The organism is Corynebacterium renale (assembly GCF_002563965.1).
GTDB lineage: Bacteria > Actinomycetota > Actinomycetes > Mycobacteriales > Mycobacteriaceae > Corynebacterium > Corynebacterium renale.
Window position 1 is genome coordinate 265,761 of the sequence record NZ_PDJF01000001.1, and the last position, 22,509, is coordinate 288,269.

The window sequence follows — 22,509 nt, forward strand, 5'->3', positions numbered from 1 at the left end:
CGAATCCCCCTTAATACGTATCCCCATGGCACCACCCCTTGGTGCCTTGGCGCCCCACACTAGCATCTCCACGGACCGATATCGCCGGAATGGTTCGCACTTTACCCCCGCGTTACCCCCGGTGTAGCGCGGGGCCTCGGCGGTGGGCTAGAAATGAGGCACAACGACGGGGATGTGAAGCCGGGGTGGCCTCACACGCAGCGTTTTAGAGGGGGAATTGATGCAATCTGTGCATGTCAGCCACACTATTGAAGCGATGGTGGCGGTGACTGTCCGGTTTCACGCCGGAGATTTCTTCGCGGAGGCAGATGTCACTGTCCCGCGAAAAGCAACATTGGCAGAGCTACTCAGCGACTTAATTGCGCTTACCGACGCACCACGGATTTCACGTCCGTGGCAACCCGCAACTCTGGCGGGGTCTCCGCTCAGCGCTACTGTCCCCCTTGCTGAAACAGCAGTGGATCACGGGGACATCCTTGTTTTCCAACCCCAGCATGCACGCCCGCAACCTATAGCTCGGGACGCAGCGGAATCGCTGGCATATGCCGCGCAGGTTTCAGATAAGAACATCACCACGGCGCTACTTACGCACGGCGTTTCTGCAAGTGCGCTACTGCTTGGGCTGTGCGTGCTGTTGACGTGGCTACCGACGTGGGCGGCTTTAGGAATCGCCGGATTAGCAGGGACAATCGTGTGCTTATGGAAGCCGCAGATGTGGTCTGTGGCGTGGTGCACCATAGCGTGCCTGGCGTCAGGGGTGGCAGCCTGGGTGAGCGTAGACCACGTAGCCGGGTGGGCTTCCGGCCTTGCGACTGCCTGCGTACTCGTCTGCGCGGCGCACCTCTGCCGAATAGCGACGGTATCGGTCCCAGTTGTAGCTGTGTTTCTGTCAGCCGGCGTATTAGGAAGCGTAGGTTTTGCATTTCAGCATGGCGGACCTGCAGTATTGGCTACCCACATAATGCTGCTCTGCGGCCCGCTTGTGGCTACCGCATGCGCGGGTCTTCACGTTCCACGGCTTCCGAGTGCCGGACAACCCCTTGAATTATCGGATCCGGCAATAAACGAGGCCGCAGATACAGCAACGCGAGCCACCAAGGCGCGTGAAATCTATAACGGCCTTATCGTTGGAGCTGCGGTGGTTCATTGCGGTGCACTCTTAGCTCTGGTGCTGCACCCACCGAAGGTAGCCACTGGGTGGTTGGTGGCTTTGTGCGCAGTGATTATGTGCGCCACCTGCATCCATGCGGTGCGGCACAGTGCGGTCGTCGTTACTGTCGCGTACGGAATCATATCCGCGAGTGCTCTTCTCGCGGCCGGATGGCTTTCCATCTCTTTGGAAAACCCGTACGTGTCCGCGTTTTGCGGGCTCATTGCCGTAGCTGGTGTGAGCCTTCCGTTATGGTTACCGCGGTGCGGCCCCATCCAGCCGACCCAGTTGGTGTGGTGGGAACGTTTAGAAGGGATTTGCCTGGCAGCAATCTTCCCGCTGTCTTTGCACGTTGCAGGAGTCTTTGCACTCATTCGGCATTGGGGTATGTGATGAAGTCTTCCCCATTGCGCCGTGCCCACCAGATGTGCGCCGTCCTGATTGCCAGCGGCCTGCTCACCGCAGCCGTTCCGGTTACGCTTCCGGGGGCGCACGCGCAAGAGCGGTGTGCTACCCCACTGCTGGTGCCACCACCGCCGCTGAACGATGCGTTCACTGATGTACACCGCCTAGCTCAAGGCGGAGGTGTCCGCGTAGCGGTTATCGATACCGGCGTTGCCAACCACCCTGAGCTGCGGGGTGTTATCCCGGGGGCGGATATCCTCGACCCGAAGAACCCGCGCCCGTTAGAAGATTGCACGTTCCACGGGACCATAGTGGCGGGAGTGATCGGTTCGTCTACCTACGGCGTTGCTCCGGGTTCGGAAATTATCAGTATCAGGCAGTCCGGCCAGTCTGGAACTATCGACGGCCTCACCGCCGCTATACATAACGCGGTGGATCTGGGCGCACGTGTGATTAATGTGTCGGTCGTCGCGTGCATGCCACGGGGCGAAGGGTTCGACGCGACTGCTCTGGATGAAGCCATCAATCGCGCGGAAGTATCAGGAGCGCTTATTGTGGCGGCGGCCGGCAATGCATCTTCGCAGTGCACCGCTGATTCGGCTGTTATCCCGGCGCACCACCCGCTTGTCGTTGCGGTCGGGTCTTCGGAGGAGCCGTACGTGCACGAGGACTATTCGATCCCCATTCCCTCAAATCACCCCGTCCGACTTTCTGCCCCGGGCACGGTAAGCGTCGGGCTGTCTCCTTCCGGGGAGGGTTTTGCTTCGGGCATGGTAACGTCCCCGGGTTCGCCGGCTGCACCGTTCGTGGGGACAAGTTTCGCAGCACCCGTGGTCAGTGGGACCGTGGCTTTAATGCTGGAGCGCCGGCCCACGATGTCACCTGAGGAAATTCGCTCAGCGTTGAGGAGCGTGGCCCACCCCACCACGGGGCGGATGCTTATCGACGACGCCGTCAACGAAGCCCTCCACACTCCTCTCAGCGCCACGGCCCTACGCGTCCCCCCACCGGTGACTCCAGAACCGCCGGCCTATATTCGGCGCAGCCTCGCATTCGGCGTCACCGTCTTGGTTGGCGCGACGCTGGGGTGCATGATCACCGCGCTCATTCACCGCATTCGCAGGAAACCTAACCGCTAGCTTCTGCAGCGTCGCCCAGGACGCCACGGCGTGCCTGTTCCGCATCGAGTTTCGTCCCCTCGGGCAGGAGCGTGATGATCTCACGCGCCCCGGGCACTGGCTCGCCGCCGACAAGGGCTACGTCGCCAGCGGACACGAACTCGTGGCGCACTCCAGACGACGACACCCCCACGAATCCAAACCCAGTATCCACGATGGCGGCGCCCACCAGGCCTGGGGCTACGAAATGGGTGGCCTCACTTTCGCCGACCAACCGCACCCCTGGCGGCACGTCCTGAGACAACGCCAGCCCGCGGTCCACCACGCACACCGCCGGCGCGTCTCCGGCCTCACCCGCGCCAACACGCCGGCGCGGGCTCGGGTCCACGAATTCGACGTCGTGCGCCGGCAGGTACACCAGGTCAGCGCGCTGTTCTAAGTGAGCGATCTCGTTGACGTTGCCCACTCTGCGGGGGCGGCCGGTCCATTCGATGGCACGTGCTTGTGTCTCGGTCAGGTGGGTGGCGGAACGGTCGTCGACAAGCCACAAATCCGCACCGGTATCTACTACCTGGCCTTCGGGAATACGGGTGTCGGGGCGCTGGCGCACAGCACTGAGCATCCCCGCGGGTGCCTGCCACCGTGGAGTTGCCGCGGTGATGTTCAGCGCCCGGCGCACTGCCCTCCCCTCAATCGATTCAGCAGGTGGAAGCAGCGTCCGGCCGGTGGCATCGATGAGGTATTCTTCCGCCCCTGACACCGCTAGGAGGCCCGCACCTTCCGGCCACGGGTCCGGGCGGTTATCCGCGCTGATCACCACGCGTTGCCCGTCGTGGCACACACTCCACACGGGAGGTGTGCCCGAAGTGAATCCTTCGAAAGAATAAGGAACCCGCGATAGTCCCAGGGGCGGTCCCACTGGCGTGTGCGCCAGCACGCTCGTCCCCACGCGGGCTGGCTGTGAGGCGTCGCCGGTAATCAAATGCGCCGATGTCAGGTTAGGCACCGGGTAGGCCACGCCGTCAAGGTGCACGTAGATCTGGTCCCCCGGCCCGCGCCAGAGTGCGGAATCCCCCGGATCTGGGTCTGGGGCAAGCCACCCGAAAAGGCCTGCCCCCAGGCCGACGAGCAGTGCGCTGACCCCGCCCATGATTGCGGCACGTCCGCGCCGTGAAAGCGGGTCGTGGATCATACGCACATCCCCGAAGACAAGGCCGTGGTACATCCGCCTCTGCAGGAATTTGTGCCCGGATACTTGCGCTTGCGTGGTCGAATAGAGCTGACGTTCCACCCCGAAACCCCCAAAATAGTTGTTTTACGTGTGGCCGCGACCCCCGCCGCGACATCTAGGCTCATACTTTACAGCACACGAACTCCCCCGGCTAGGCCCGCTGTGCAGCACCGTGTCAGTGCCGCGTCAGTGGGGAGTCGGGATTCCCAGGCCGCGGCGTTGGGCTTCGTCGCTGAGGACGCCGCCGGAGGTCGTGTCGTCGAGAAGCACCAAATTGTCTGGCCGCTCCTCGAACTTGGTGGTCGGCCGGTGGTAGCGCTGATCTTCGCCCAGTTGGGAAGCGTATTGTTCGCTCAGCGCTGGTGGTAAGGAGTGTGGCGCAGATGCGCGCATCGCCGCAATTTCTTTATCGGTGAAGGCGGAGTTGATAGCCCAGATGTGGATGTCGCCGTCGGCGTATACAAGGGTGACGCCAGGGCTAGTCCACAGGCCTTCAAGCAGGGGCCAGGATGGGCGTTGGAAATCCCAGAAATTTGGTGGCGACGTGTAGAAGAAGTGGACATTCTGGTTACGTGCAGCAGCGTCGACAGCATTTTCTGCCATCGGATCACCATGATCACCGTGGCCGAGGACGTTCGGGCGCCAGAACAACAGGTCGGTGTTCGACGATTCCTTCGGCAGCGGCCAGTAATAGTGGCGGAAGAGCGACGGCAACCCGTTGTAGGCGTACATCCACCCCATACCATCGGCTGGTTCGCCGGCAATGTAGCCCTCGTACGCATGAGGCTGCCGGGCTAACCAATCCCACGCCTTCAAATCTGCCTGGGAAACCATCCGCCCATCCGTGCGCGCGGACTGGATCGCCCACTCTTCGCCGTCCTTGGTCTGCTGTGAGTACGCGGCCCACGCACCCCACCCGGCAGCCGTCGCCACGATAAGTGACGCGGGCGTGGAAAACGCCGCCACCTTCTGCCACGGGCCCAAAGTAATAAGGCGAATCACCACCGAGACCCCAATCGCGGCGAACGCAAAAACGAATAGCGCCACCGGCATGATCAGCCGGTGCCCCGTGTTGTAATGCAAGGACGTGATGGCCGTAAGTAGGTCACCAACAGCGGTCTCAAAAGGCCGGAAGGAGTGCGCCGTTAACGCGATGGACAGGCCCGTAAACGCGAGCGCCCACGCATTGCCCCGCCACACCAGTACGGCAACCGCGCCAACCACTGCCGCGATGAGGATCCATTCCACGGCGATCTGGCCGAACTCGTCCACGTGTCGCGTTTCCATTCGGATTGCCTGCCACCACGACTCCGAGCGGGACACATCCTCGAAGGCGGTAAAGGAGGCCACTTCCTCCGTCGCCGAGGAGCCCGAGAACAACTGTGGGATAAGGATGACCACACCCACGATGCCGGTTCCGGCCAGCCAGCACAGATCACGCAGCCGTCCCTTCCAGCCGGGGACCGCGGGACGCCACACTTGATACAACAGCCACCACAGCGCCACAACAAGGACAACGACCGTGATGGGCGCGGGGTGCAGTTGCACCACGCCAGCCATCGACAGCGCGGCAACGAACGCTGATGCTGGCGCGAACGGCACCCGCATGAAGAGGCCAATAACGGGACCAACCAGGGACATCGCCGCCACATACGGCCATGCCCCTACGTAGTGCCCGATCCAGAACAACACCGGTGAAGCAAAAACCATCACGCCCGCGAGCGCAGCTGCGATCTGCGCCGTGAGCCCCCGGTTGCCCACGATCTTCCACGCCACAACCGCGGCGGTAAGCGGAAAGCCGATTGCTGGCACTACCAAACCCATGGCGTTTGTCGCAGCGATCGTGCTCATGCTTGTCACCTCTGGCAGCAGGGCCGCCGCGGCATGCCACGCGCTCGGGTAATACAGGTGCTCCTGCGACTCGATAAACTGCAGCGCGCCCATCTTCGTTGGGGACGCGACCCCTTCTTCCACAATCCACCGGACAACGTTTGCGTGCCACTGCACGTCCCAGCCCTGAAAGATGTTGTCCAATCCGCCGGGGGTTTCTTCAAGTTGCCGGAAACCCCGGGCAACTAAGGTCCATGCACCGGCCACGACACCTATCGCAGGAACGATAACCCGGGGTTGCCAGTGGCGTCGCAAAGCAGCCTGCACCGAGTCGTAGTCTTTGGTGCGCAGCGATTCCCAATTTCCCTTGATCCGCTGCCAGTGCACGCCAATCCCCCAGGCGGTAGCGACAACCACGCTCACAATCAGCGCCGGGACCAACGCGGACTGGTACTCCACCCCCATTTCGCCTGCCGCCCACGCGCACAGACCATAGATCCCGAAAGTGACGGGGATGCTAGCCACCAGTGACCAGCCAAAACCCACCCCCGTGAGCAACGACACAACAAAACCCGGGACGCTGATCACAGCCAGAGTGTAGAAAGTCGCGCTCACTATATCCATGGGATAAGAATATAACCGTTCCGCTCAAGGTGGTGCGGTATCCACGCTCGCTTATCGACGCCCATCCGGCAGCTCACGGCGCGCCCGAGTCATTTCTGCGCGTTCCTGCAGCCTCTGCTCATCCGGGTACACCGCCCGCACCAAAGTCAGCCCGCATGCAGGCGCTAAGGGAACCTCCGGGTGCCGGGCCTTCTCTGAAAGCATGGCCTCCGGGAACTCGAGGGTCTTCTTGCCCTGGCCGACTGTCAGACAACAGCCAACGAGGGAGCGCACCATGTTCCAACAGAACGCGTCTGCCACCACTGTTGCTTCGTATACCTGTGGCTCAGCAGACGTGGACACGTCGCGCCACCTAAATTGGTGGAGATCACGGATCGTCGTGGCGTGCGGTTTCGCACGGCAGAACGCGGCGAAATCATGCAGCCCGACGAGGACATCTGCGGTAGCTTGCATCAGTTCCAGGTCCACCGGGCGTCCCCACTGCGCTGTATCACGGACTCGCTGTGGCAGAGGACCCGCGGGATGAGTGGTCACGCGGTACACGTATTCGCGGGATAATGCCGAAAATCGGGCATCAAAACCATCGGGTGCAATAGCCACCGAACGGATCGACACATCGGGATCCAACAGTTTCGCTAGACGCCGCACCAGACGACCGGGGTCACCGGAAAGACTACGCTGCTCCAACGCCGGTCGTGGGAAATCACAATGGGCAACCTGGCCCAGGGCGTGCACGCCGGCGTCCGTGCGCCCCGCGACAGTCAAGTGGATAGGTTCACGTGCCACGAGGGTGAGGGCATCTTCAATAACGGCTTGGACAGTGCGTAAGGCGGGATCTTTCTGACGAGCCCAACCGTGGAAGTCGGTGCCGTCGTAAGCAATATCGAACCGGAGGCGAACGCGATCTCCGGTGGGTTCTTCAGTCATGGTGCATAGAGTATGGGGAAGGCAGGCATAAAGAAAACCCGGAGCCCCTGGGCGGGTCTCCGGGTCTGCTAGCTGAGAAGTTTACTTCTCTTCAGCAGCGTCCTCTGCAGGAGCTTCAGCTTCTTCAGCCTGTGCTTCTTCAGCTTCTTCTGCCTTAGCTTCTTCAGCCTTCTTGGAAGCAGCTGCGCGGGTTGCGCGCTCTGCCTCGGTGGAAGCGGTTGGCTCCAGGACCAGAGAGATCTGGGATACTGGGGCGTTGTCGCCAGCACGGTTCTCCAGCTTGATGATGCGGGTGTAACCGCCATCGCGGCCTTCGAACTTCGGTGCCAGTTCGTTGAACAGGTAGGATACAACGTCCTTGTTGTTCAGTTCAGCCTGAACGAGGCGGATGTTGTGGAGTCCACCCTTCTTAGCCTTGGTAATCAGCTTTTCTGCGTATGGACGCAGGACCTTTGCCTTGGCGTGGGTGGTCTTGATTGCGCCGTGCTCGAACAGCTGTGCAGCCAGGTTGGAAAGAATCTTCCGCTGGTGCTGCGCGGAACCGCCGAGGCGAGCGCCCTTCTTAGGGGTTGGCATTAGGAACTCCTCGTGAAATTTTGGTGATGATCGGTTGTGCTACGCGTCAGTAATTGTGATTACTCGGAATCTTCCGCATCATCCGCGTCATTGTCCACGTAATCGCCGGTGGCTTCGTCGTAGCCTTCCAGCTGGGTGGGGTCAAAGTCTTCAGGAGCGTCCTTCAGGGTCAGGCCCAAGCTAGCCAGCTTGATCTTGACTTCGTTGATGGACTTCTCACCAAAGTTGCGGATGTCTAGCAGATCGGTTTCGCTGCATTCGGCCAGTTCACCCACGGTGTGGATTTCCTGACGCTTCAGGCAGTTGTACGAGCGCACAGAGAAGTTGAGGTCCTCAATCGGCATGGAGTATGCCGCGATTGCCTCGGAATCCTCTGGGGACGGTCCGATCTCAATTCCCTCTGCTGCGGTGTTGAGCTCACGGGCCAGGCCGAAGAGCTCTACCAGAGTCTTACCTGCGGACGCCATGGCGTCGCGTGCGGTAATGGAGTTCTTGGTCTCGACATCGAGGATGAGCTTGTCAAAGTCGGTACGCTGCTCGACACGAGTAGTTTCAACCTTGTAGCTCACCTTGAGAACTGGGGAGTAAATCTGGTCGACTGGAATGCGGCCAATTTCTCCGCCGGAGTTCGTTGCGGCTGGGACGTAGCCACGGCCACGTTCCACAACCATCTCGATCTCGAGGCGACCCTGCTCATTGAGGCTTGCGATGTGCAGATCCGGGTTATGGATCTCCACGCCTGCTGGTGGCTGAATGTCACCTGCGGTAACCTCGCCCGGGCCCTCCTTGGACAGGTACATGACCACTGGCTCGTCGGAGTCAGAGGACAAGACCAAGGACTTGATGTTCAAGATGATGTCGGAAACATCTTCCTTCACACCAGCAATGGTGGTGAACTCGTGCAGTACACCATCGATCTTTACGCTGGTCACAGCCGCTCCAGGAATGGAAGACAGCAGGGTGCGACGCAGCGAGTTGCCAAGAGTGTAGCCGAAGCCTGGCTCCAGAGGTTCGATAACGAACCGGGAGCGAGCCTCGTCGATGTACTCTTCGCTGATCTCGGGGCGCTGGGAAATAAGCATGGGATTCTCCTTTGGCAACCGCTATATGATGCCTGTTGAGGGAATGGGAATAATTCGTAAATCTTGCGTCCGGCCGGAGCCGAACAGCGGAAGAAATTACTTCGAGTAGAACTCGACGATGAGCTGCTCTTGGATCGGAATGTCGATCTGAGCGCGCTCTGGCAGCTGGTGAACAAGGATGCGCAGGGTGTTAGGAACGACCTGCAGCCATGCTGGGATGACTGCGTCGCCCAGGTTCTCCTGAGCCTCTTCGAACCAGATTATCTTCCGGGAGCGATCCTTGACGTCGATGATGTCGTACTGGGAAACCTGGAACGACGGGACGTCAATGTTCTTGCCGTTGACCGTGAAGTGGCCGTGGGAGACCAGCTGACGAGCCTGGCGACGGGTGCGTGCCAGACCTGCGCGGTAAACGACGTTGTCCAGGCGGGACTCCAGCAGGATAACCAGGTTGTCACCGGTCTTACCTGGCAGGCGGTTCGCCTCCTGGTAGTAGCGACGGAACTGCTTTTCCATGACGCCATAGGTGAAGCGAGCCTTCTGCTTCTCCTGCAGCTGGAGCAGGTATTCCGACTCACGGATACGGTTGCGGCCAGCCTGTCCCGGAGGGTACGGGCGGCGCTCGAAGGACTGATCTCCACCAACGAGGTCGACGCGCAGTCGGCGGGACTTACGGGTGATTGGGCCGGTATAACGAGCCATTTAAATTACCTTTCCTTTCCCTATTAGACGCGACGACGCTTCGCCGGACGGCAGCCGTTGAATGGGTGCGGCGTGACATCCGAGATGGAGTTCACCTCAAGGCCTGCGGCCTGGAGGGAGCGGATTGCAGTTTCGCGGCCCGAACCTGGGCCCTTAACGAAAACGTCGACCTTCTTCATACCGTGATCCATTGCCTTGCGAGCAGCGTTTTCAGCAGCCAGCTGAGCAGCGAACGGGGTGGACTTACGGGAGCCCTTGAAGCCAACGTGACCTGAGGAAGCCCAGGAAATCACATCGCCGTTAGGCGCGGTGATGGACACGATGGTGTTGTTGAAGGTGGACTTGATGTATGCGTGGCCCTGAGCCACATTCTTCTTGGCGACGCGGCGACCAGTGCGGCGTGCGCCAGAGCGAGTCTTCGGAGGCATGTATTACTTCTTCTTTCCGGCGATCGTCTTCTTAGGACCCTTGCGGGTACGAGCGTTGGTCTTGGTGCGCTGACCACGGACTGGCAGGCCACGACGGTGGCGCAGGCCCTGGTAGCTTCCGATTTCAATCTTGCGACGGATGTCAGCCTGAACCTGGCGGCGGAGGTCACCCTCAACCTTCCAGGAAGCTTCGATGACGTCACGCAGAGCAGAGATGTTCTCGTCTGTCAGATCATCGGTGCGCAGGTCGGGAGAGATGCCGGTCTCCTCGAGCAGCTTGGCAGCACGGGCTGGGCCGATGCCGTAAATGTATGTAAGTGCGACCTCCATGCGCTTGTTGCGCGGAAGGTCAACACCAGCTAGACGTGCCATAGGGCAAGTACCTTTCCGGTTGTTACGGTGGTTTTCTCCCCGTTCGTCCTCACCACCCGACGCTTTATCCGGTCGGTCTCCCGGACTGTGGGTCGTGCTTCGTGAGGCTCCAGCCACCGTGGCCGGAGGTTTGTGCGGACTTCAGCGTAAGAAATGCACACGTGAATGAATCAAGCGTGTGCATACGCCTAGCCGAAGAGCGGGGAGGCGAATAATTTACTTGTGGCGGTAGGTAATGCGGCCGCGGGTCAGGTCGTATGGAGAAAGCTCCACGACAACCCGGTCTTCCGGCAGGATACGGATGTAGTGCTGGCGCATCTTGCCACTGATGTGAGCAAGAACTTGGTGCCCATTATCGAGTTCGACCTTGAACATTGCGTTGGGGAGGGGTTCGACAACGCGACCCTCAACCTCAATAGCGCCTTCCTTAGCCATATCCTCCACATTCCCGGCACACTGTGTGCGCCTTGTAAAACCACTGGTAGATAGCGGTGTGAACGCAACCTTGAAGGCATACGTGTACACCGCCTAGCCATATTAGCGTATCCCCAGGTAAATACGCAAGGAAGCGACTGCTGGACGTAGTGAACGTGCAGCAGCCGCTTGCCTCTACGAACGTGCGCCCCTCTACCGGAGGGCTACGCACTGTCCTTAATAGATGAAGACCTGGTCACCAAGATTGACGTTGTCAAAGTAGTGCGCAGCATCCTGTTGTGCCATCCGGATGCAACCGTGGGACGGAACGTACGTGCCTTGGTGGAAAGCGTGGCCGTTGTAGGTGAAGTAAATTGCGTACGGCATCGGTGCGTTGTTGAATTCGCGCGATACCTCGTGGCGTACCTTACGGTTTACCGGGAACGTACCTTTCGGCGTTTCCGTATTCGGCGATGGTGCCCCGTGGGACATGGTTACGGGACCGTACTCAACTTTTCCGTCACGCTGCAACCAGGTTCGGTCGCCGGCCAAGTCTACGCACACGCGCGCGGATGGTGGGCACGGGGAACCCGCAACTGGGTTGGCAGGAGCGGCGTTTTCCGGAACCTCAATTGTCGGTGCAGGCGCGGGCGCCGGAGCGGGAGTGCGCTCAGCGACGATACCCGGGAAGAGCGCGTTAGCGGTTGCGTCGACAGCATCCTTGACGGCCTGGCGTGTGCCATTGTCCGGCAAAGTATTTGCTACCGCGTGGAGTTGGTTGCGCACATTCCATGCTGCGTCTCGTGCACCAGCTTCGATTCCACGGAAGGCTGCCTCAATATCGTTCTGGGACGACAGGCTGCCTACGGATACTGCGGAGGACATTGCCGGTGCCGCAGTGGCGTGCGGCGCTGCTGGGAGTGCGAGCGCACATGCTGCCAGCGTGGCGACGCCAGCGCGCTTCAGGTGATTAATCATAGGTGGCAGTATATAACGAACCGTCGTTTAATGGGTTTTTGCCTAGTAGCGAGGGGTTAAAATTCGTGGGCCCTTGGCGGTTGCGGCCACTGTGTGTTCCCAGTGCGCGGCCCAGGATCCGTCCGTGGTGATGACGGTCCAGTCGTCGTCAAGCACCTCATTGTCCCAGGTGCCGAGGGTGAGCATCGGTTCGATGGCGAGGACACTGCCTTCCTGGATGAGCGGGCCCTTGCCGGGCTGGCCTTCGTTAGCTAGGTACGGGTCTTCGTGCATCGTGTGTCCGATGCCGTGTCCCCCGTATCCGTCAACGATGCCGAGGTCGACCCCAAATTTGTCTTCAGCCTTGTATGTCGCTTGTTCTAGGGCGTGCGATACATCGGTGAGGCGGTTGCCAGGAATCATAGCCTTCATGCCTTCCATGAGCACGTATTCGGTGGCTTGGTTCAGCGCCTGCACCTCGGGCGCGAGTTCGCCGATACCGAAGCTCCACGCGGAGTCCCCTACCCACCCGTTGTAGGTTGCGCCACAGTCAATGCTGACGAGGTCGCCGTCTTTGAGAACGATGTCTTTGGAAGGGATACCGTGGACGATCACCTCGTTGACGCTGGCGCAAATGCTGCCGGGGAATCCTTGGTAGCCCAGAAATGTTGGGGTTGCGCCCGCGTCGCGGATGACCTGCTCGGCGATAGCGTCGAGGTCAAGTGTTGTCATTCCAGGTTTCGCTGCAGCCTTCACTGCTTGCAGCGCCTTGCCTACGATTTCGCCGGCTTCTTGCATCGCGTCGAGTTCGGCTGGGGTTTTTGCAGCAATTTTTTTGCGTGATTTAAAAATCATAATGTCTCATGCTACCCCGCTTATCGACGTCCCTCCGGCCACCCTCGTCAAGGCATGAAAAAACCGTCGAGCCTGATTGGCCCGACGGTTACACAAGACGGAGTACTAAGCCTGCAGTGCCTTGAGTGCGCGCTGGTTGATTTCCTCGATCTCACCAACAGCGTCGATGGTGATGATTGCGTCGCCGTAGTGATCGATCACGGGGGCAGTCTCATCGCGGTACACCTGCAGACGGGTGCGGATGGTGTCCTCGTTGTCGTCTGCGCGACCGCGAGCGAGCATACGCTCGACGACGGTGTCCTCGTCAACGGAGAAATTCAAGACGCCGTCGAGTTTCTGATCATGCTTGGCGAGCATCTCCTTGAGGATTTCAGCCTGCTCCACGGTGCGTGGGAAACCGTCGAGGAGGAAGCCGTCAGCGGCATCTTCCTGAGCCAGGCGGTCTTCCACCATGCGTGCGGTGACGTCGGTTGGTACCAGCTTGCCGGCGTCAATGTAGCTTTTTGCCTCTACACCGAGCGGGGTGCCTTCGCCGATGTTCGCGCGAAACAGGTCACCGGTGGAGATGTGCGGTACGCCGAGCTTCTCGGAGAGCAGGGCTGCCTGGGTGCCTTTGCCGGCACCGGGAGGACCTAGAAGTACTAAACGCATTATTTCAACAACCCTTCGTAGTTGCTCTGCAGGAGCTGAGATTCGATTTGCTTGACGGTAGTCAATGCTACAGATACCAAAATCAGGATAGCCGTACCGCCGAAGCCGGACATATTCGACCCCTGGCCGCCAAGGCCCATGTCCATGGCGAGGTTCGGCAGAATCGCGATGATACCCAAGTACAGCGCACCGACGAACAGCAGGCGGTTCATGACGTAACCCAAGTATTCTGCAGTTGGGCGACCTGGGCGGATACCAGGGATGAAGCCGCCAAACTTCTTCATGTTCTCCGCCTGATCCTTCGGATCGTACTGAATCGAGACGTAGAAGAAGGAGAAGAAAATGATCAGTGCGAAGTACAGGACAATGTACTGCCACGACGCAGGGTTCTGTAGGTGAGCAACCACGTTGCGGGTCCACCAGTTGTCCGGCGGTACCGGATTACTGGAGTTCACGATCTGAGTGATCAGGACCGGCATGTAGATCAGCGAAGAAGCGAAGATCACGGGGATAACACCGGCCTGGTTGACCTTCAGTGGGAGGTACGTCGAGGAGCCACCGTACTGACGGCGACCAACCATGCGCTTCGCGTACTGGACAGGAATGCGGCGCTGGCCCTGCTCAACAAAGACCACACCAACAACCAGAATCACGACCGCTGCCACGACGACGGCAAAGACCAGGCCGCCCTGCGACTGCAAAATCTGCGCACCCTCTGAGGGAATGCGAGTTGCGATACCGGCGAAGATGAGAAGAGACATGCCGTTACCGATGCCCTTCTCCGTGATGAGCTCGCCCAACCACATAATCAGCACAGCACCGGAAGTCATGACGACAACCATCATGATCAGTGTCCACAGGTTACGGTCTTCCACAAGGACTGGGACGCCTTGGCCGAGAAGCTGCTCGCGGGCAGCCAACGCCACGATGCCCGAGGATTGCAGGAGCGCCAACGCCACGGTGAGGTAGCGGGTGTACTGCATCATCTTGGACTGGCCGGACTGCCCTTCCTTCTTCAGCTCCTCAAAACGAGGGATAACAACTGTCAGAAGCTGGACGATAATCGAGGCCGTAATGTACGGCATGATACCGATTGCGAACACCGACAGCTGCAGCAACGCTCCGCCGGAGAAAAGGTTAATCAACGAATAGACGCTGCTGTCACCCTGCGTTAGCTGATCAAGGCGGCTGCTAATCGATGCGTAGTCAACACCAGGCGTGGGAATCTGTGCACCAATTCGGTACAGGATAATCATCGCGATGGTGAAGAGAATCTTCTTCCGAAGATCGGCATCTTTGAAAGCCTGGGCTATAGCCGACACGAATCCTCCTGGACCTCCCCACAGCACAATGCAACGCCCAGTCAGTAATGTGACCTGGCGTTGAGGCAGAGAAGGCTCTAATCAAATGAACGGTCTGCGCCCGAACAATACAATCCAGGCACGTTTGACCTTTAAAGCCTACCAGTTAGGCTCTGAATTGCACACCTGAACCTTAGTTTCACAGCGTTTTTTAAGGTAAAGAGCCTGCATATTATGTGCATTGCTTTTCGACGTCCACTTGGCAGGCCGGAAGGACGCTGAAAAGCATAAAAAATCCCCAACCCGGAGGTTGGGGATCAGCTGTTCTCTACGCTAACCGCAGATTACTTTGCCTCAGTGGTGGAACCACCAGCGGCAGCAATCTTTTCAGCTGCGGACTTGGAGAACTTCGTTGCGGTGACGTTAAGGGCAACAGAAATTTCGCCCTCGCCGAGAACCTTGACCGGCTGGTTAGCGCGGACCAGGCCCTTAGCAACGATGTCTGCAACGGTGACGTCGCCACCCTGTGGGAATGCCTTTGCAAGATCGCCAACGTTGACGACCTGGAAGACAACCTTGTTCGGGTTCTTGAAGCCCTTGAGCTTTGGCAGACGCATGTGCAGTGGCATCTGGCCACCTTCGAATGCTGCGGAGACATTCTTGCGAGCCTTCGTACCCTTGGTACCGCGGCCTGCAGTCTTGCCACCCTTGCCAGCTTCACCGCGGCCAACGCGGTGCTTTGGCTTGTTAGCGCCCTTGGATGGACGCAGATCGTGGAGCTTAATCAAATCGCTCATGTTGTACCTACTCCCCTGCTACTTCTTCGACAGTAACCAGGTGGGCAACCATCTGGATCTGGCCGCGAACAGCAGCGTTGTCTGGCTTGATCACGGAGTGATGGATACGCTTCAGGCCCAGCGCCTCAATGTTCTTACGCTGCGAAGGCTTGGTGCCTACGAGGCCACGTACCTGTGTAATCTTCAAAGCCATGATTATGCCTCCTGTCCTGCGCGTGCACGGAGCATGCGGGCTGGAGCAACGTCCTCGATCGACTTACCGCGCTTAGCGGCAACTTCCTCAGGACGAACCAGTTCCTTCAGACCAGCGACAGTTGCGTGGACAACGTTCAGAGCGTTGTCGGAGCCCAGGGACTTGGAAAGAACGTCCTGGACACCAGCGCACTCAAGCACTGGACGAACTGCGCCACCAGCGATAACACCAGTACCTGGCGCAGCTGGCTTCAGCAGGACGCGGCCTGCAGCAGCTTCACCGATAACTGGGTGGGTGATGGTGCCGTTGATCATCGGGACGCGGAAGAAGCTCTTGCGTGCTTCCTCGGAGCCCTTCTGGATTGCGGCAGGAACTTCCTTAGCCTTGCCGTAGCCAACGCCTACCAGGCCCTGGCCGTCACCGACGACGACGAGTGCGGTGAAGGACATGTTGCGGCCACCCTTAACGGTCTTAGCGACACGGTTAATGGAGATGACGCGCTCGATGTACTTATCGCGGTCGTCGTTCTGGTTGCGACGATCGTTGTTGCGACCACCGCGGCGCTCGTTGCGCTGATTCTGGTTGTTGTCGGCGGAGCGTCCGCCGTCACGCCGTTCACGTCCCGGCATTACGCGATCCTTCCGTTGATGTTGGTCATGATGGTGGACATTAGAAGTTCAACCCACCTTCACGGGCAGCATCAGCCAGAGCGGCGATGCGGCCATGGTACTTGTAGCCACCGCGGTCGAAGACAACCTTCTCCACGCCAGCTTCCTTAGCGCGCTCTGCAATGAGCTTGCCCACTGCTGCGCTCTTGGCCTTCTTGTCGCCCTCTACCTTGCGAACCTCTGGTTCCATGGTGGAAGCAGCGACCAGGGTGTGGCCACGGGAGTCGTCGATAACCTGCGCGTACATGTGGCGCGAGGAACGGTGCACGACCAAGCGTGGTGCCTCTGGGGTGCCACGCAGCGTCTTGCGAACGCGAGCATGACGGCGAACGCGTGCTGCGCGACGGCGTGCAGAAATGTCCTGCCCGACCGGGGTGCGCTTCTGTTGTTCTGCTGTATTGCTCATGGTTTACTTACCCGTCTTTCCGACCTTGCGACGGACCTGCTCACCCTCGTAGCGGATGCCCTTACCCTTGTAAGGATCGTCCTTCCGCAGACGACGGATGTTTGCAGCAATCTGTCCGACCAACTGCTTGTCAATACCTTCAACCGAAAGCTTCGTGGTGCCGTCGACCGCGAAGGTGATGCCCTCTGGTGCTTCCACCAGAACTGGGTGCGAGTAGCCGAGGGAGAACTCCAGGTTCTTGCCCTTCTGTGCTACACGGTAACCAACACCGAAGATTTCCATGTTGATCTTGTAGCCCTCGGTGACGCCAACAACCAGGTTGTTGATCATCGAGCGGGACAGACCGTGCAGGGAACGGCTCTTGCGGTTCTCATCTGGACGGGAGACGACGATTTCGTCGCCTTCGATTGCAGCGGTGATTGGCTCAGGAAGGTCGAAGGACAGGGTGCCCTTTGGGCCCTTGACCTCGACGTGCTGGCCGTCGATGGTTGGGGTGACGTTCGACGGGATAGCGATAGGAGCCTTACCAATACGAGACATAGTTAAGCACTCCTTCCTTTACCAGACGTAAGCGAGGACTTCCCCGCCTACGCCCTTCTCGCTCGCCTGACGGTCGGTCAGCAGACCCTGGGAAGTGGAGATGATTGCCACACCCAGGCCACCGAGAACCGACGGCAGTTCGTTGGACTTTGCGTACACACGCAGGCCCGGCTTGGACACGCGACGCAGACCAGCGATGGCGCGCTCGCGGGATGGGCTGTACTTGAGTTCGATGGACAGCTTCTTGCCGACCTGTGCGTCCTCAACGGTGTAATTCGCGATGTAACCTTCCTGCTTCAAGATTTCAGCAATGTTTGCCTTGATCTTGGAGGATGGCATCGACACGGTGTCGTGGTGCGCGTGGTTTGCGTTGCGCACGCGCGACAGCATGTCGGCGATTGGATCAGTCATGGTCATAAGTAGTGACCTTGTGCCTTTCTCGTTGCGGTTCCCTATGCCCACCGATTAAGCGTGTTATCCATACTTTTACGGGCGACTTGCGCTCCCCCGAAGCTCAATAGCCGGGGTGCTCGCTGCCTTCCATATATATGGTTCGCCATGCGGCGGGGGGCCTACAACAAAGTAGGATGTATAAAGTTCTGTGCACCCGCATAAAGGGTGCGCGTCAACACTAGTAGAAATGCTGCTAGAACACAAATATTTCGGCCCGCGTATAGTGTGCGGCATGGCTGATAAAGATATGCAATCCGCACACCAGTGGCTCAAGGCAGCGTGTACCGAACTTGATCTGGACTTTGAAATGCTGCGTCCAGTTATTAAACCCCTGCTTAATATGACGCGCGATATTGCGCACGGGCCGTCCCGCCCCTCCGCACCATTGACGGCGTTCCTTGTCGGTTTGGCAGCCGGTCGCGATACCGAGGTATCCGCGGAACAGGCTGAGACTGTAGCCGGCGATGCGGAGGCTAAGGTCGGCCAAATTGTCGCATTGGTTGAGCGGTTTATGGCTGATAACCCTACCGGCACTGAAGACAAGTAAAGGGCCTTTGTGTCTTCACGCATTAACCCGCGGTATGCCGTCACCAAATTCACGCGTGAGGCCGACGGCAGCCTGACCACCGACACTCGCGGCGACACCGTAGCCGGCGAGGAGCCTTTAGAGATTCGCGTGAACGGATCCACGCTGAGCACAACAATGCGCACACCTGGCGACGACATCGAACTCGTTCACGGCTTCCTCCACAGTGAAGGCCTCATCCGGTTCGCCGACGATGTCATGGAAGCCCGGTACTGCGCCGGCACAGGCCCGGACGGCATGAATACCTACAACGTCATCGATGTCGACATGGTTGATCACACCCCGGTCAAACCCGAGTTCATCCGCAACGTGGTCACCACGTCTGCGTGTGGCGTATGCGGTTCCACAAGCATCAGCCAGGTCCTTGATAAGGCCGCGCGCCCTATTTCCCCGATGGACTTGTCCCCAGAGCTCATCATGTCGCTCCCCGAGAAGCTCGCCACCCATCAAAAAGCTTTTCGACGCACAGGTGGCATCCACGCAGCCGGCGCTTTTACCCGACACGGCGAAGCTGTCGTCGTCCGGGAGGACATCGGACGGCATAATGCTGCCGATAAAGTTATTGGCCATCTCTTGCAGGAAAACCTGCTCCCTGCGGAAGACCTCATCCTGGTAATGAGTTCCCGGGCTTCATTCGAACTCGTGCAGAAAGCCGTAATGGCTGGGTTCCCTGCGCTTGTAGCGGTGAGTGCGGCGTCGTCGCTCGCCGTGGAGCTTGCCCGTGAATCTGGGATGACGCTGACTGGGTTTACCCGTGACAATCGGTTCAACCTGTATTCCGGTTCCCTAACCGGTAACGGCCGTTAAGTACCGACAATGAACACAAGGCTCCGAACCTCCATACTGAGGCCCGGAGCCTTATTCTGTGGCGCGGCGCTTTCACCGCTCAACCTTAGTTATTTAGTGCCAAAGTTCTGGACAAGGTAGTACTGGCCTTGAGAATTCTGTGCGACGCCAATGCCCAAGTGTGTGTAGTGTGTGTTCACCATATTTGCTCGGTGCCCTGGGGAGCGCGACCATGCCTGCACCATCTGCTCTGCGGTGTCAGAATGTGGCACGGACAAGATGTTTTCACCTGCGCCCCTCATACCCGCAGGGTACACAGCAGACAGATTCGAGCGGTGCTTAAAATCTCCGGTACGTGCCATTGTCTCGGCCCAATCCTGTGCCACATCGTCGAGAGCAGGACTTGCGGCTAGAGGCTGCACACCGTGTTGGACGCGGTACCGGTTGGTGGCGTCGAATAGCTCCTTCTGCGTCACCTTATGGCTGCTTGATGCTGTTCCGCCTGGGGCGATCGAGGAACCTTCGCCGCCATTGCCGATCGCGAAGCCTCCGCCGATGAGCGTCAGTATGAGGACAAGGATGGAAAGAAGCTGATTAATCAACTGGGGAGGCATACGATTCCCTCTCTGCCTAAGGTCTACTTGAGTTCCTTGAGCAACAATAGCGTTTGCTGGCCAAAATAGGAATACGATGCCCTCCCCTGACACACGTACAGTTTTAGCCCGCGAGCGCTCTGCGCCCCTGGAGGCGCGTCTGCCCGAGATCACTGTTGCGCCCGGCGTCTGCCCCCGAATCGTAAGCGTCGGGGTCTACGGTGTTATTCGATTTCCGGGACGCAAGCCGTAACCCTCTGCTCTCCAAGTACTTATCCAACGAACGTACGGCCTCGGACCGGTGGTCGATGACCAGTGTCCCGTACCCATGGTTGTGCTCCATGACGGCGTTTTCCGCGTCCCGGATTTTATCGGTCACGGCGTGGATGAACCCCAGCATGTAACTGCGTTTGCGCGATACTGCCCGCGGCCCCGAAATACGTGCGGCGCCACCGGCCATAGTGAGGTTGAGCATATGGAACAACATTTCCACACGGCCCCGGTGGTGGGCGGCGCCGAAAATTGTAATTTCATAGACCCGTGTGCTGCGCGGTAAGGAATTCACAAAGCACACACAGTGCAGCACCTTAGCTAGAGCCGTGGCTAGGCGTGCTTGCATGTCCGTGTACGTTCCGCTGAATTCCAGCCGAAGAATCCCTTCGTCTTCGCGCTCATCCCCCAGTTGGCTAGCTTCGAGCCCGTACTGTGCCATGAGTGCGAAGGCTTTCTCATAGAAGATGTCCCCCTCCGGGGTGCCTTCCCGGTCCGCGGCCTGGTTGAGCAGTTTTTGAACGCGGCTTTTAATTTTATCGTTAGCGTGCATATCCCCTCCGAGTGAGTTTCGTGCCATGTGAATACCAGTATTCCAAGGAGAGGGTGGCGTCGGAAAGCACAATCTTTTGCGCTGTGTATAACTACCCCGAAAACACAAAATTCCCGCAACGCCTGTGGATAACTTGGCGCAGCGGGAAAAGGGGTGCGTAATTAGTCGCGGTACTTTTCGCGGCCGCGGTTGAGCCATGCGTACACGCCGCCGATGAGCAGGCCACCGCCGACCCAGTTGCCAACCCAAACAATTGCCCAGTTGGCCAGGATTGGGCCGAGTGTCAGCGGGTCGGTGGACAGGTTGCCCAGGCCGAATGCAGCGATACCGAAGACGCCGAAGTTGGCGATAACGTGCTCAAGGCCAAGTCCCACGAAGATGCCGATGATCGGGACGATGACAAAGAACTTGGACACGATTTCCTTGCACAGCACTGCACCGACGACTGCCATGTTCACGACAAAGTTAGCAACAATTGCCTCGGTGAACTGCACGCCCGGAGTCTTGTTCAGCTTGCCTTCTGCAAGCGTGAATGCGAGGTGGGAGGTATCAATATTGCCCAGCTTCGCGGAGACACCCAGGGCTGCGGCGATGAGCAGAGCGCCCACAAGGTTGAAGATCGTGCAGACCAGCAGCAGCAGAATGCCTTGCCCCAGCCAACCCACTTGTTCACGGAACCGTAGGTCATGTACATCATGTTGCCGGTCGCAAGGTCAGTATTCAGGATGATAATCGAGAACAGACCAAGCCCGAAGAGCAACGCGAACACAATGGAGCCCATGCCCGCGACGTGCTGTTCAACAACGTTGCCGAAAACCATGCCCCAGGCACCGCCGAGGGTCAGGAACGCGCCCGCGAGGGTGGAGCGCCCGGCAAAGCGCCAAAAATCGTGTTCGAAGAGATCGACTTTTTTATCAACCGCCGCTTTGGCGAAGCCATTAAGAGACATTGTGCTCGGGACCTTTCTATGCGCACAGTGTTATGACTTAAAATGCCACCTTTAAGAACTTACTATTATGCACGCTTAAAATGAATTTAGTACGCGCGTACTACTGTTGCTTGACGACGTCTCCCTGCCGGAAGGGCGTCGTCAAGCATAAAAAATCCGGCCCACGTGGGGCCGGAAGTGGTACAAGCAGCTTATGCTTCTACTGCCTGGCGCTTGCCTTCGCCATCCTTGAATGGGAAGCCGAGCAGACGAAGGAGGGATGCACCCTCTTCGTTGGTGCCAGCGGTGGTGACGACGGTGATGTCCATACCACGTGGGCGGTCGATCTTGTCGACGTCGATCTCGTAGAACATGGTCTGTTCGGTGAGGCCGAAGGTGTAGTTGCCGTGGCCGTCGAACTGCTGATCGGAGAGGCCGCGGAAGTCACGAATACGTGGCAGAGCGATCGTCAGCAGACGGTCCAGGAACTCCCACATGCGGTCGCCACGGAGGGTGACCTTTGCGCCGATCGGCATGCCTTCGCGCAGCTTGAAGTTTGCAATGGACTTCTTTGCGCGACGCAGCTGTGGCTTCTGGCCGGTGATAGCGGTCAGGTCCTCGATAGCGCCGTTGATGACCTTGGAATCACGAGCAGCGTCGCCGACACCCATGTTGACCACAATCTTGGTCAGACCAGGGATCTGCATGACGTTCTCGTAGTTGTACTTGTCAGCAAGCTTCTGGCGAATTTCTTCGCGGTACTGCTGCTTCAGACGAGGGGTGTAGTTCTCAGCCATTAGATGTCCTTCCCGTTACGACGCGAGATGCGGACCTTCTTGCCGTTCTCGTCGAAGCGGTAACCGACGCGTGTCGGGTTACCATCAGAGTCCAGCACCATAACGTTGGAGACGTGGATCGGAGCTTCCTGGGTGACGATTCCGGAGGAATCTGCGCCGCGCTCCTGGGTTGGGTCAGCAACGTGCTTCTTGATGCGGTTCACGCCTTCTACCAAAACCTTGTTGGTCTTTGGGAAAGCCTGGATTACCTTGCCCTGTGCGCCCTTGTCGGGGCCAGAGATTACCTGGACCATATCGCCCTTGAGGATCTTCATAC

At 58.9% G+C, this 22,509-nt stretch carries 27 protein-coding genes and 1 pseudogene; 4 read left to right on the forward strand and 24 right to left on the reverse strand.

All coding sequences use genetic code 11. From position 1 onward, the window contains the following. The first annotated feature begins 220 nt into the window (after window positions 1–220). Together eccD and ATK06_RS01250 are read left to right on the forward strand one after the other, a co-directional pair. Window positions 221–1,543, forward strand: coding sequence for a type VII secretion integral membrane protein EccD (gene eccD, locus ATK06_RS01245; RefSeq protein WP_098388702.1), 1,323 nt, complete (start codon window positions 221–223; stop codon window positions 1,541–1,543). Next, on the forward strand, window positions 1,543–2,694 hold the full coding sequence (locus ATK06_RS01250) for a S8 family serine peptidase (protein ID WP_098388703.1): 1,152 nt from the start codon (window positions 1,543–1,545) through the stop codon (window positions 2,692–2,694). The genes eccD and ATK06_RS01250 overlap by 1 nt, the downstream gene beginning before the upstream one ends. Here ATK06_RS01250 and eccB read toward each other — a convergent pair. The 19 genes from eccB to rpsH all read right to left on the reverse strand — a co-directional run bounded on the left by eccB (window position 2,684) and on the right by rpsH (window position 17,644). Further along, window positions 2,684–3,964, reverse strand: coding sequence for a type VII secretion protein EccB (gene eccB / locus ATK06_RS01255; protein ID WP_143341368.1), 1,281 nt, complete (start codon window positions 3,962–3,964; stop codon window positions 2,684–2,686). The two genes, ATK06_RS01250 and eccB, sit on opposite strands and share 11 nt — an antisense overlap. 126 nt (window positions 3,965–4,090) lie before the next feature. Further along, window positions 4,091–6,358 (reverse strand): DUF6541 family protein, encoded by a 2,268-nt coding sequence (locus ATK06_RS01260; protein ID WP_143341369.1) that lies wholly within the window; start codon window positions 6,356–6,358, stop codon window positions 4,091–4,093. 51 nt (window positions 6,359–6,409) lie between these two features. After that, a complete protein-coding gene (gene truA / locus ATK06_RS01265) occupies window positions 6,410–7,285 on the reverse strand; it encodes a tRNA pseudouridine(38-40) synthase TruA (RefSeq protein WP_048379869.1) in 876 nt (291 codons plus the stop codon). A gap of 81 nt (window positions 7,286–7,366) precedes the next feature. Then, complete coding sequence (gene rplQ / locus ATK06_RS01270; RefSeq protein WP_048379871.1) at window positions 7,367–7,861, reverse strand: 50S ribosomal protein L17; 495 nt, start codon at window positions 7,859–7,861, stop codon at window positions 7,367–7,369. Window positions 7,862–7,920: 59 nt separating this feature from the next. Further along, the gene (locus ATK06_RS01275; protein ID WP_098388705.1) at window positions 7,921–8,943 is read right to left on the reverse strand and encodes a DNA-directed RNA polymerase subunit alpha; all 1,023 of its coding nucleotides are present in this window, start codon (window positions 8,941–8,943) and stop codon (window positions 7,921–7,923) included. Between the two features lie 96 nt (window positions 8,944–9,039). Further along, a complete protein-coding gene (gene rpsD, locus ATK06_RS01280; RefSeq protein WP_098388706.1) occupies window positions 9,040–9,645 on the reverse strand; it encodes a 30S ribosomal protein S4 in 606 nt (201 codons plus the stop codon). 23 nt (window positions 9,646–9,668) lie between these two features. Further along, window positions 9,669–10,073, reverse strand: coding sequence for a 30S ribosomal protein S11 (gene rpsK, locus ATK06_RS01285; protein WP_048379876.1), 405 nt, complete (start codon window positions 10,071–10,073; stop codon window positions 9,669–9,671). 3 nt (window positions 10,074–10,076) lie between these two features. Further along, window positions 10,077–10,445, reverse strand: a complete 369-nt coding sequence (gene rpsM, locus ATK06_RS01290) for a 30S ribosomal protein S13 (protein WP_048379878.1) — start codon at window positions 10,443–10,445, stop codon at window positions 10,077–10,079. A 216-nt stretch (window positions 10,446–10,661) separates the two neighbouring features. Further along, window positions 10,662–10,880, reverse strand: a complete 219-nt coding sequence (gene infA / locus ATK06_RS01295; RefSeq protein WP_048379880.1) for a translation initiation factor IF-1 — start codon at window positions 10,878–10,880, stop codon at window positions 10,662–10,664. Between the two features lie 216 nt (window positions 10,881–11,096). Continuing rightward, the gene (locus ATK06_RS01300) at window positions 11,097–11,837 is read right to left on the reverse strand and encodes a L,D-transpeptidase (RefSeq protein ID WP_048379882.1); all 741 of its coding nucleotides are present in this window, start codon (window positions 11,835–11,837) and stop codon (window positions 11,097–11,099) included. A gap of 42 nt (window positions 11,838–11,879) precedes the next feature. After that, entirely contained in the window at window positions 11,880–12,671 is a 792-nt protein-coding gene (map, locus tag ATK06_RS01305; RefSeq protein WP_048379885.1) for a type I methionyl aminopeptidase, read from the reverse strand. A 105-nt stretch (window positions 12,672–12,776) separates the two neighbouring features. Next, a complete protein-coding gene (locus tag ATK06_RS01310) occupies window positions 12,777–13,322 on the reverse strand; it encodes an adenylate kinase (protein ID WP_048379886.1) in 546 nt (181 codons plus the stop codon). Further along, entirely contained in the window at window positions 13,322–14,644 is a 1,323-nt protein-coding gene (secY, locus tag ATK06_RS01315; RefSeq protein ID WP_048379888.1) for a preprotein translocase subunit SecY, read from the reverse strand. The genes ATK06_RS01310 and secY overlap by 1 nt, the downstream gene beginning before the upstream one ends. 323 nt (window positions 14,645–14,967) lie before the next feature. Beyond that, on the reverse strand, window positions 14,968–15,420 hold the full coding sequence (rplO, locus tag ATK06_RS01320) for a 50S ribosomal protein L15 (protein ID WP_048379891.1): 453 nt from the start codon (window positions 15,418–15,420) through the stop codon (window positions 14,968–14,970). Between the two features lie 7 nt (window positions 15,421–15,427). Beyond that, window positions 15,428–15,613, reverse strand: coding sequence for a 50S ribosomal protein L30 (rpmD, locus tag ATK06_RS01325; RefSeq protein WP_098388707.1), 186 nt, complete (start codon window positions 15,611–15,613; stop codon window positions 15,428–15,430). Window positions 15,614–15,615: 2 nt separating this feature from the next. Then, window positions 15,616–16,242 carry a 30S ribosomal protein S5 gene (gene rpsE, locus ATK06_RS01330; RefSeq protein WP_048379899.1) on the reverse strand — a complete coding sequence of 209 codons (627 nt, stop codon included), beginning with the start codon at window positions 16,240–16,242 and terminating at the stop codon, window positions 15,616–15,618. A 40-nt stretch (window positions 16,243–16,282) separates the two neighbouring features. Further along, the gene (gene rplR, locus ATK06_RS01335) at window positions 16,283–16,687 is read right to left on the reverse strand and encodes a 50S ribosomal protein L18 (protein ID WP_098388708.1); all 405 of its coding nucleotides are present in this window, start codon (window positions 16,685–16,687) and stop codon (window positions 16,283–16,285) included. 3 nt (window positions 16,688–16,690) lie between these two features. Then, window positions 16,691–17,227, reverse strand: a complete 537-nt coding sequence (gene rplF / locus ATK06_RS01340) for a 50S ribosomal protein L6 (RefSeq protein WP_048379903.1) — start codon at window positions 17,225–17,227, stop codon at window positions 16,691–16,693. Between the two features lie 18 nt (window positions 17,228–17,245). Continuing rightward, window positions 17,246–17,644, reverse strand: coding sequence for a 30S ribosomal protein S8 (gene rpsH, locus ATK06_RS01345; RefSeq protein ID WP_048379904.1), 399 nt, complete (start codon window positions 17,642–17,644; stop codon window positions 17,246–17,248). 268 nt (window positions 17,645–17,912) lie between these two features. On the opposite strand from rpsH, the gene ATK06_RS11305 reads away from it, so the two are divergent. Then, the gene (locus ATK06_RS11305) at window positions 17,913–18,227 is read left to right on the forward strand and encodes a DUF6457 domain-containing protein (RefSeq protein WP_048380195.1); all 315 of its coding nucleotides are present in this window, start codon (window positions 17,913–17,915) and stop codon (window positions 18,225–18,227) included. Between the two features lie 9 nt (window positions 18,228–18,236). Then, on the forward strand, window positions 18,237–19,073 hold the full coding sequence (gene fdhD, locus ATK06_RS01355) for a formate dehydrogenase accessory sulfurtransferase FdhD (RefSeq protein WP_048379905.1): 837 nt from the start codon (window positions 18,237–18,239) through the stop codon (window positions 19,071–19,073). Window positions 19,074–19,162: 89 nt separating this feature from the next. On the opposite strand, the gene ATK06_RS01360 is transcribed toward fdhD, so the two are convergent. The 5 genes and pseudogenes from ATK06_RS01360 to rplX all read right to left on the reverse strand — a co-directional run bounded on the left by ATK06_RS01360 (window position 19,163) and on the right by rplX (window position 22,507). Next, entirely contained in the window at window positions 19,163–19,666 is a 504-nt protein-coding gene (locus tag ATK06_RS01360) for a CAP domain-containing protein (RefSeq protein ID WP_098388709.1), read from the reverse strand. Window positions 19,667–19,769: 103 nt separating this feature from the next. Continuing rightward, entirely contained in the window at window positions 19,770–20,468 is a 699-nt protein-coding gene (locus tag ATK06_RS01365) for a DUF2786 domain-containing protein (RefSeq protein ID WP_048379907.1), read from the reverse strand. A gap of 161 nt (window positions 20,469–20,629) precedes the next feature. Then, window positions 20,630–21,417 (reverse strand): annotated as a pseudogene (locus ATK06_RS11525) (formate/nitrite transporter family protein). Window positions 21,418–21,608: 191 nt separating this feature from the next. Continuing rightward, window positions 21,609–22,193, reverse strand: coding sequence for a 50S ribosomal protein L5 (gene rplE / locus ATK06_RS01375; protein WP_048379908.1), 585 nt, complete (start codon window positions 22,191–22,193; stop codon window positions 21,609–21,611). Further along, entirely contained in the window at window positions 22,193–22,507 is a 315-nt protein-coding gene (rplX, locus tag ATK06_RS01380) for a 50S ribosomal protein L24 (RefSeq protein ID WP_048379909.1), read from the reverse strand. The genes rplE and rplX overlap by 1 nt, the downstream gene beginning before the upstream one ends. Window positions 22,508–22,509 lie beyond the last annotated feature (2 nt).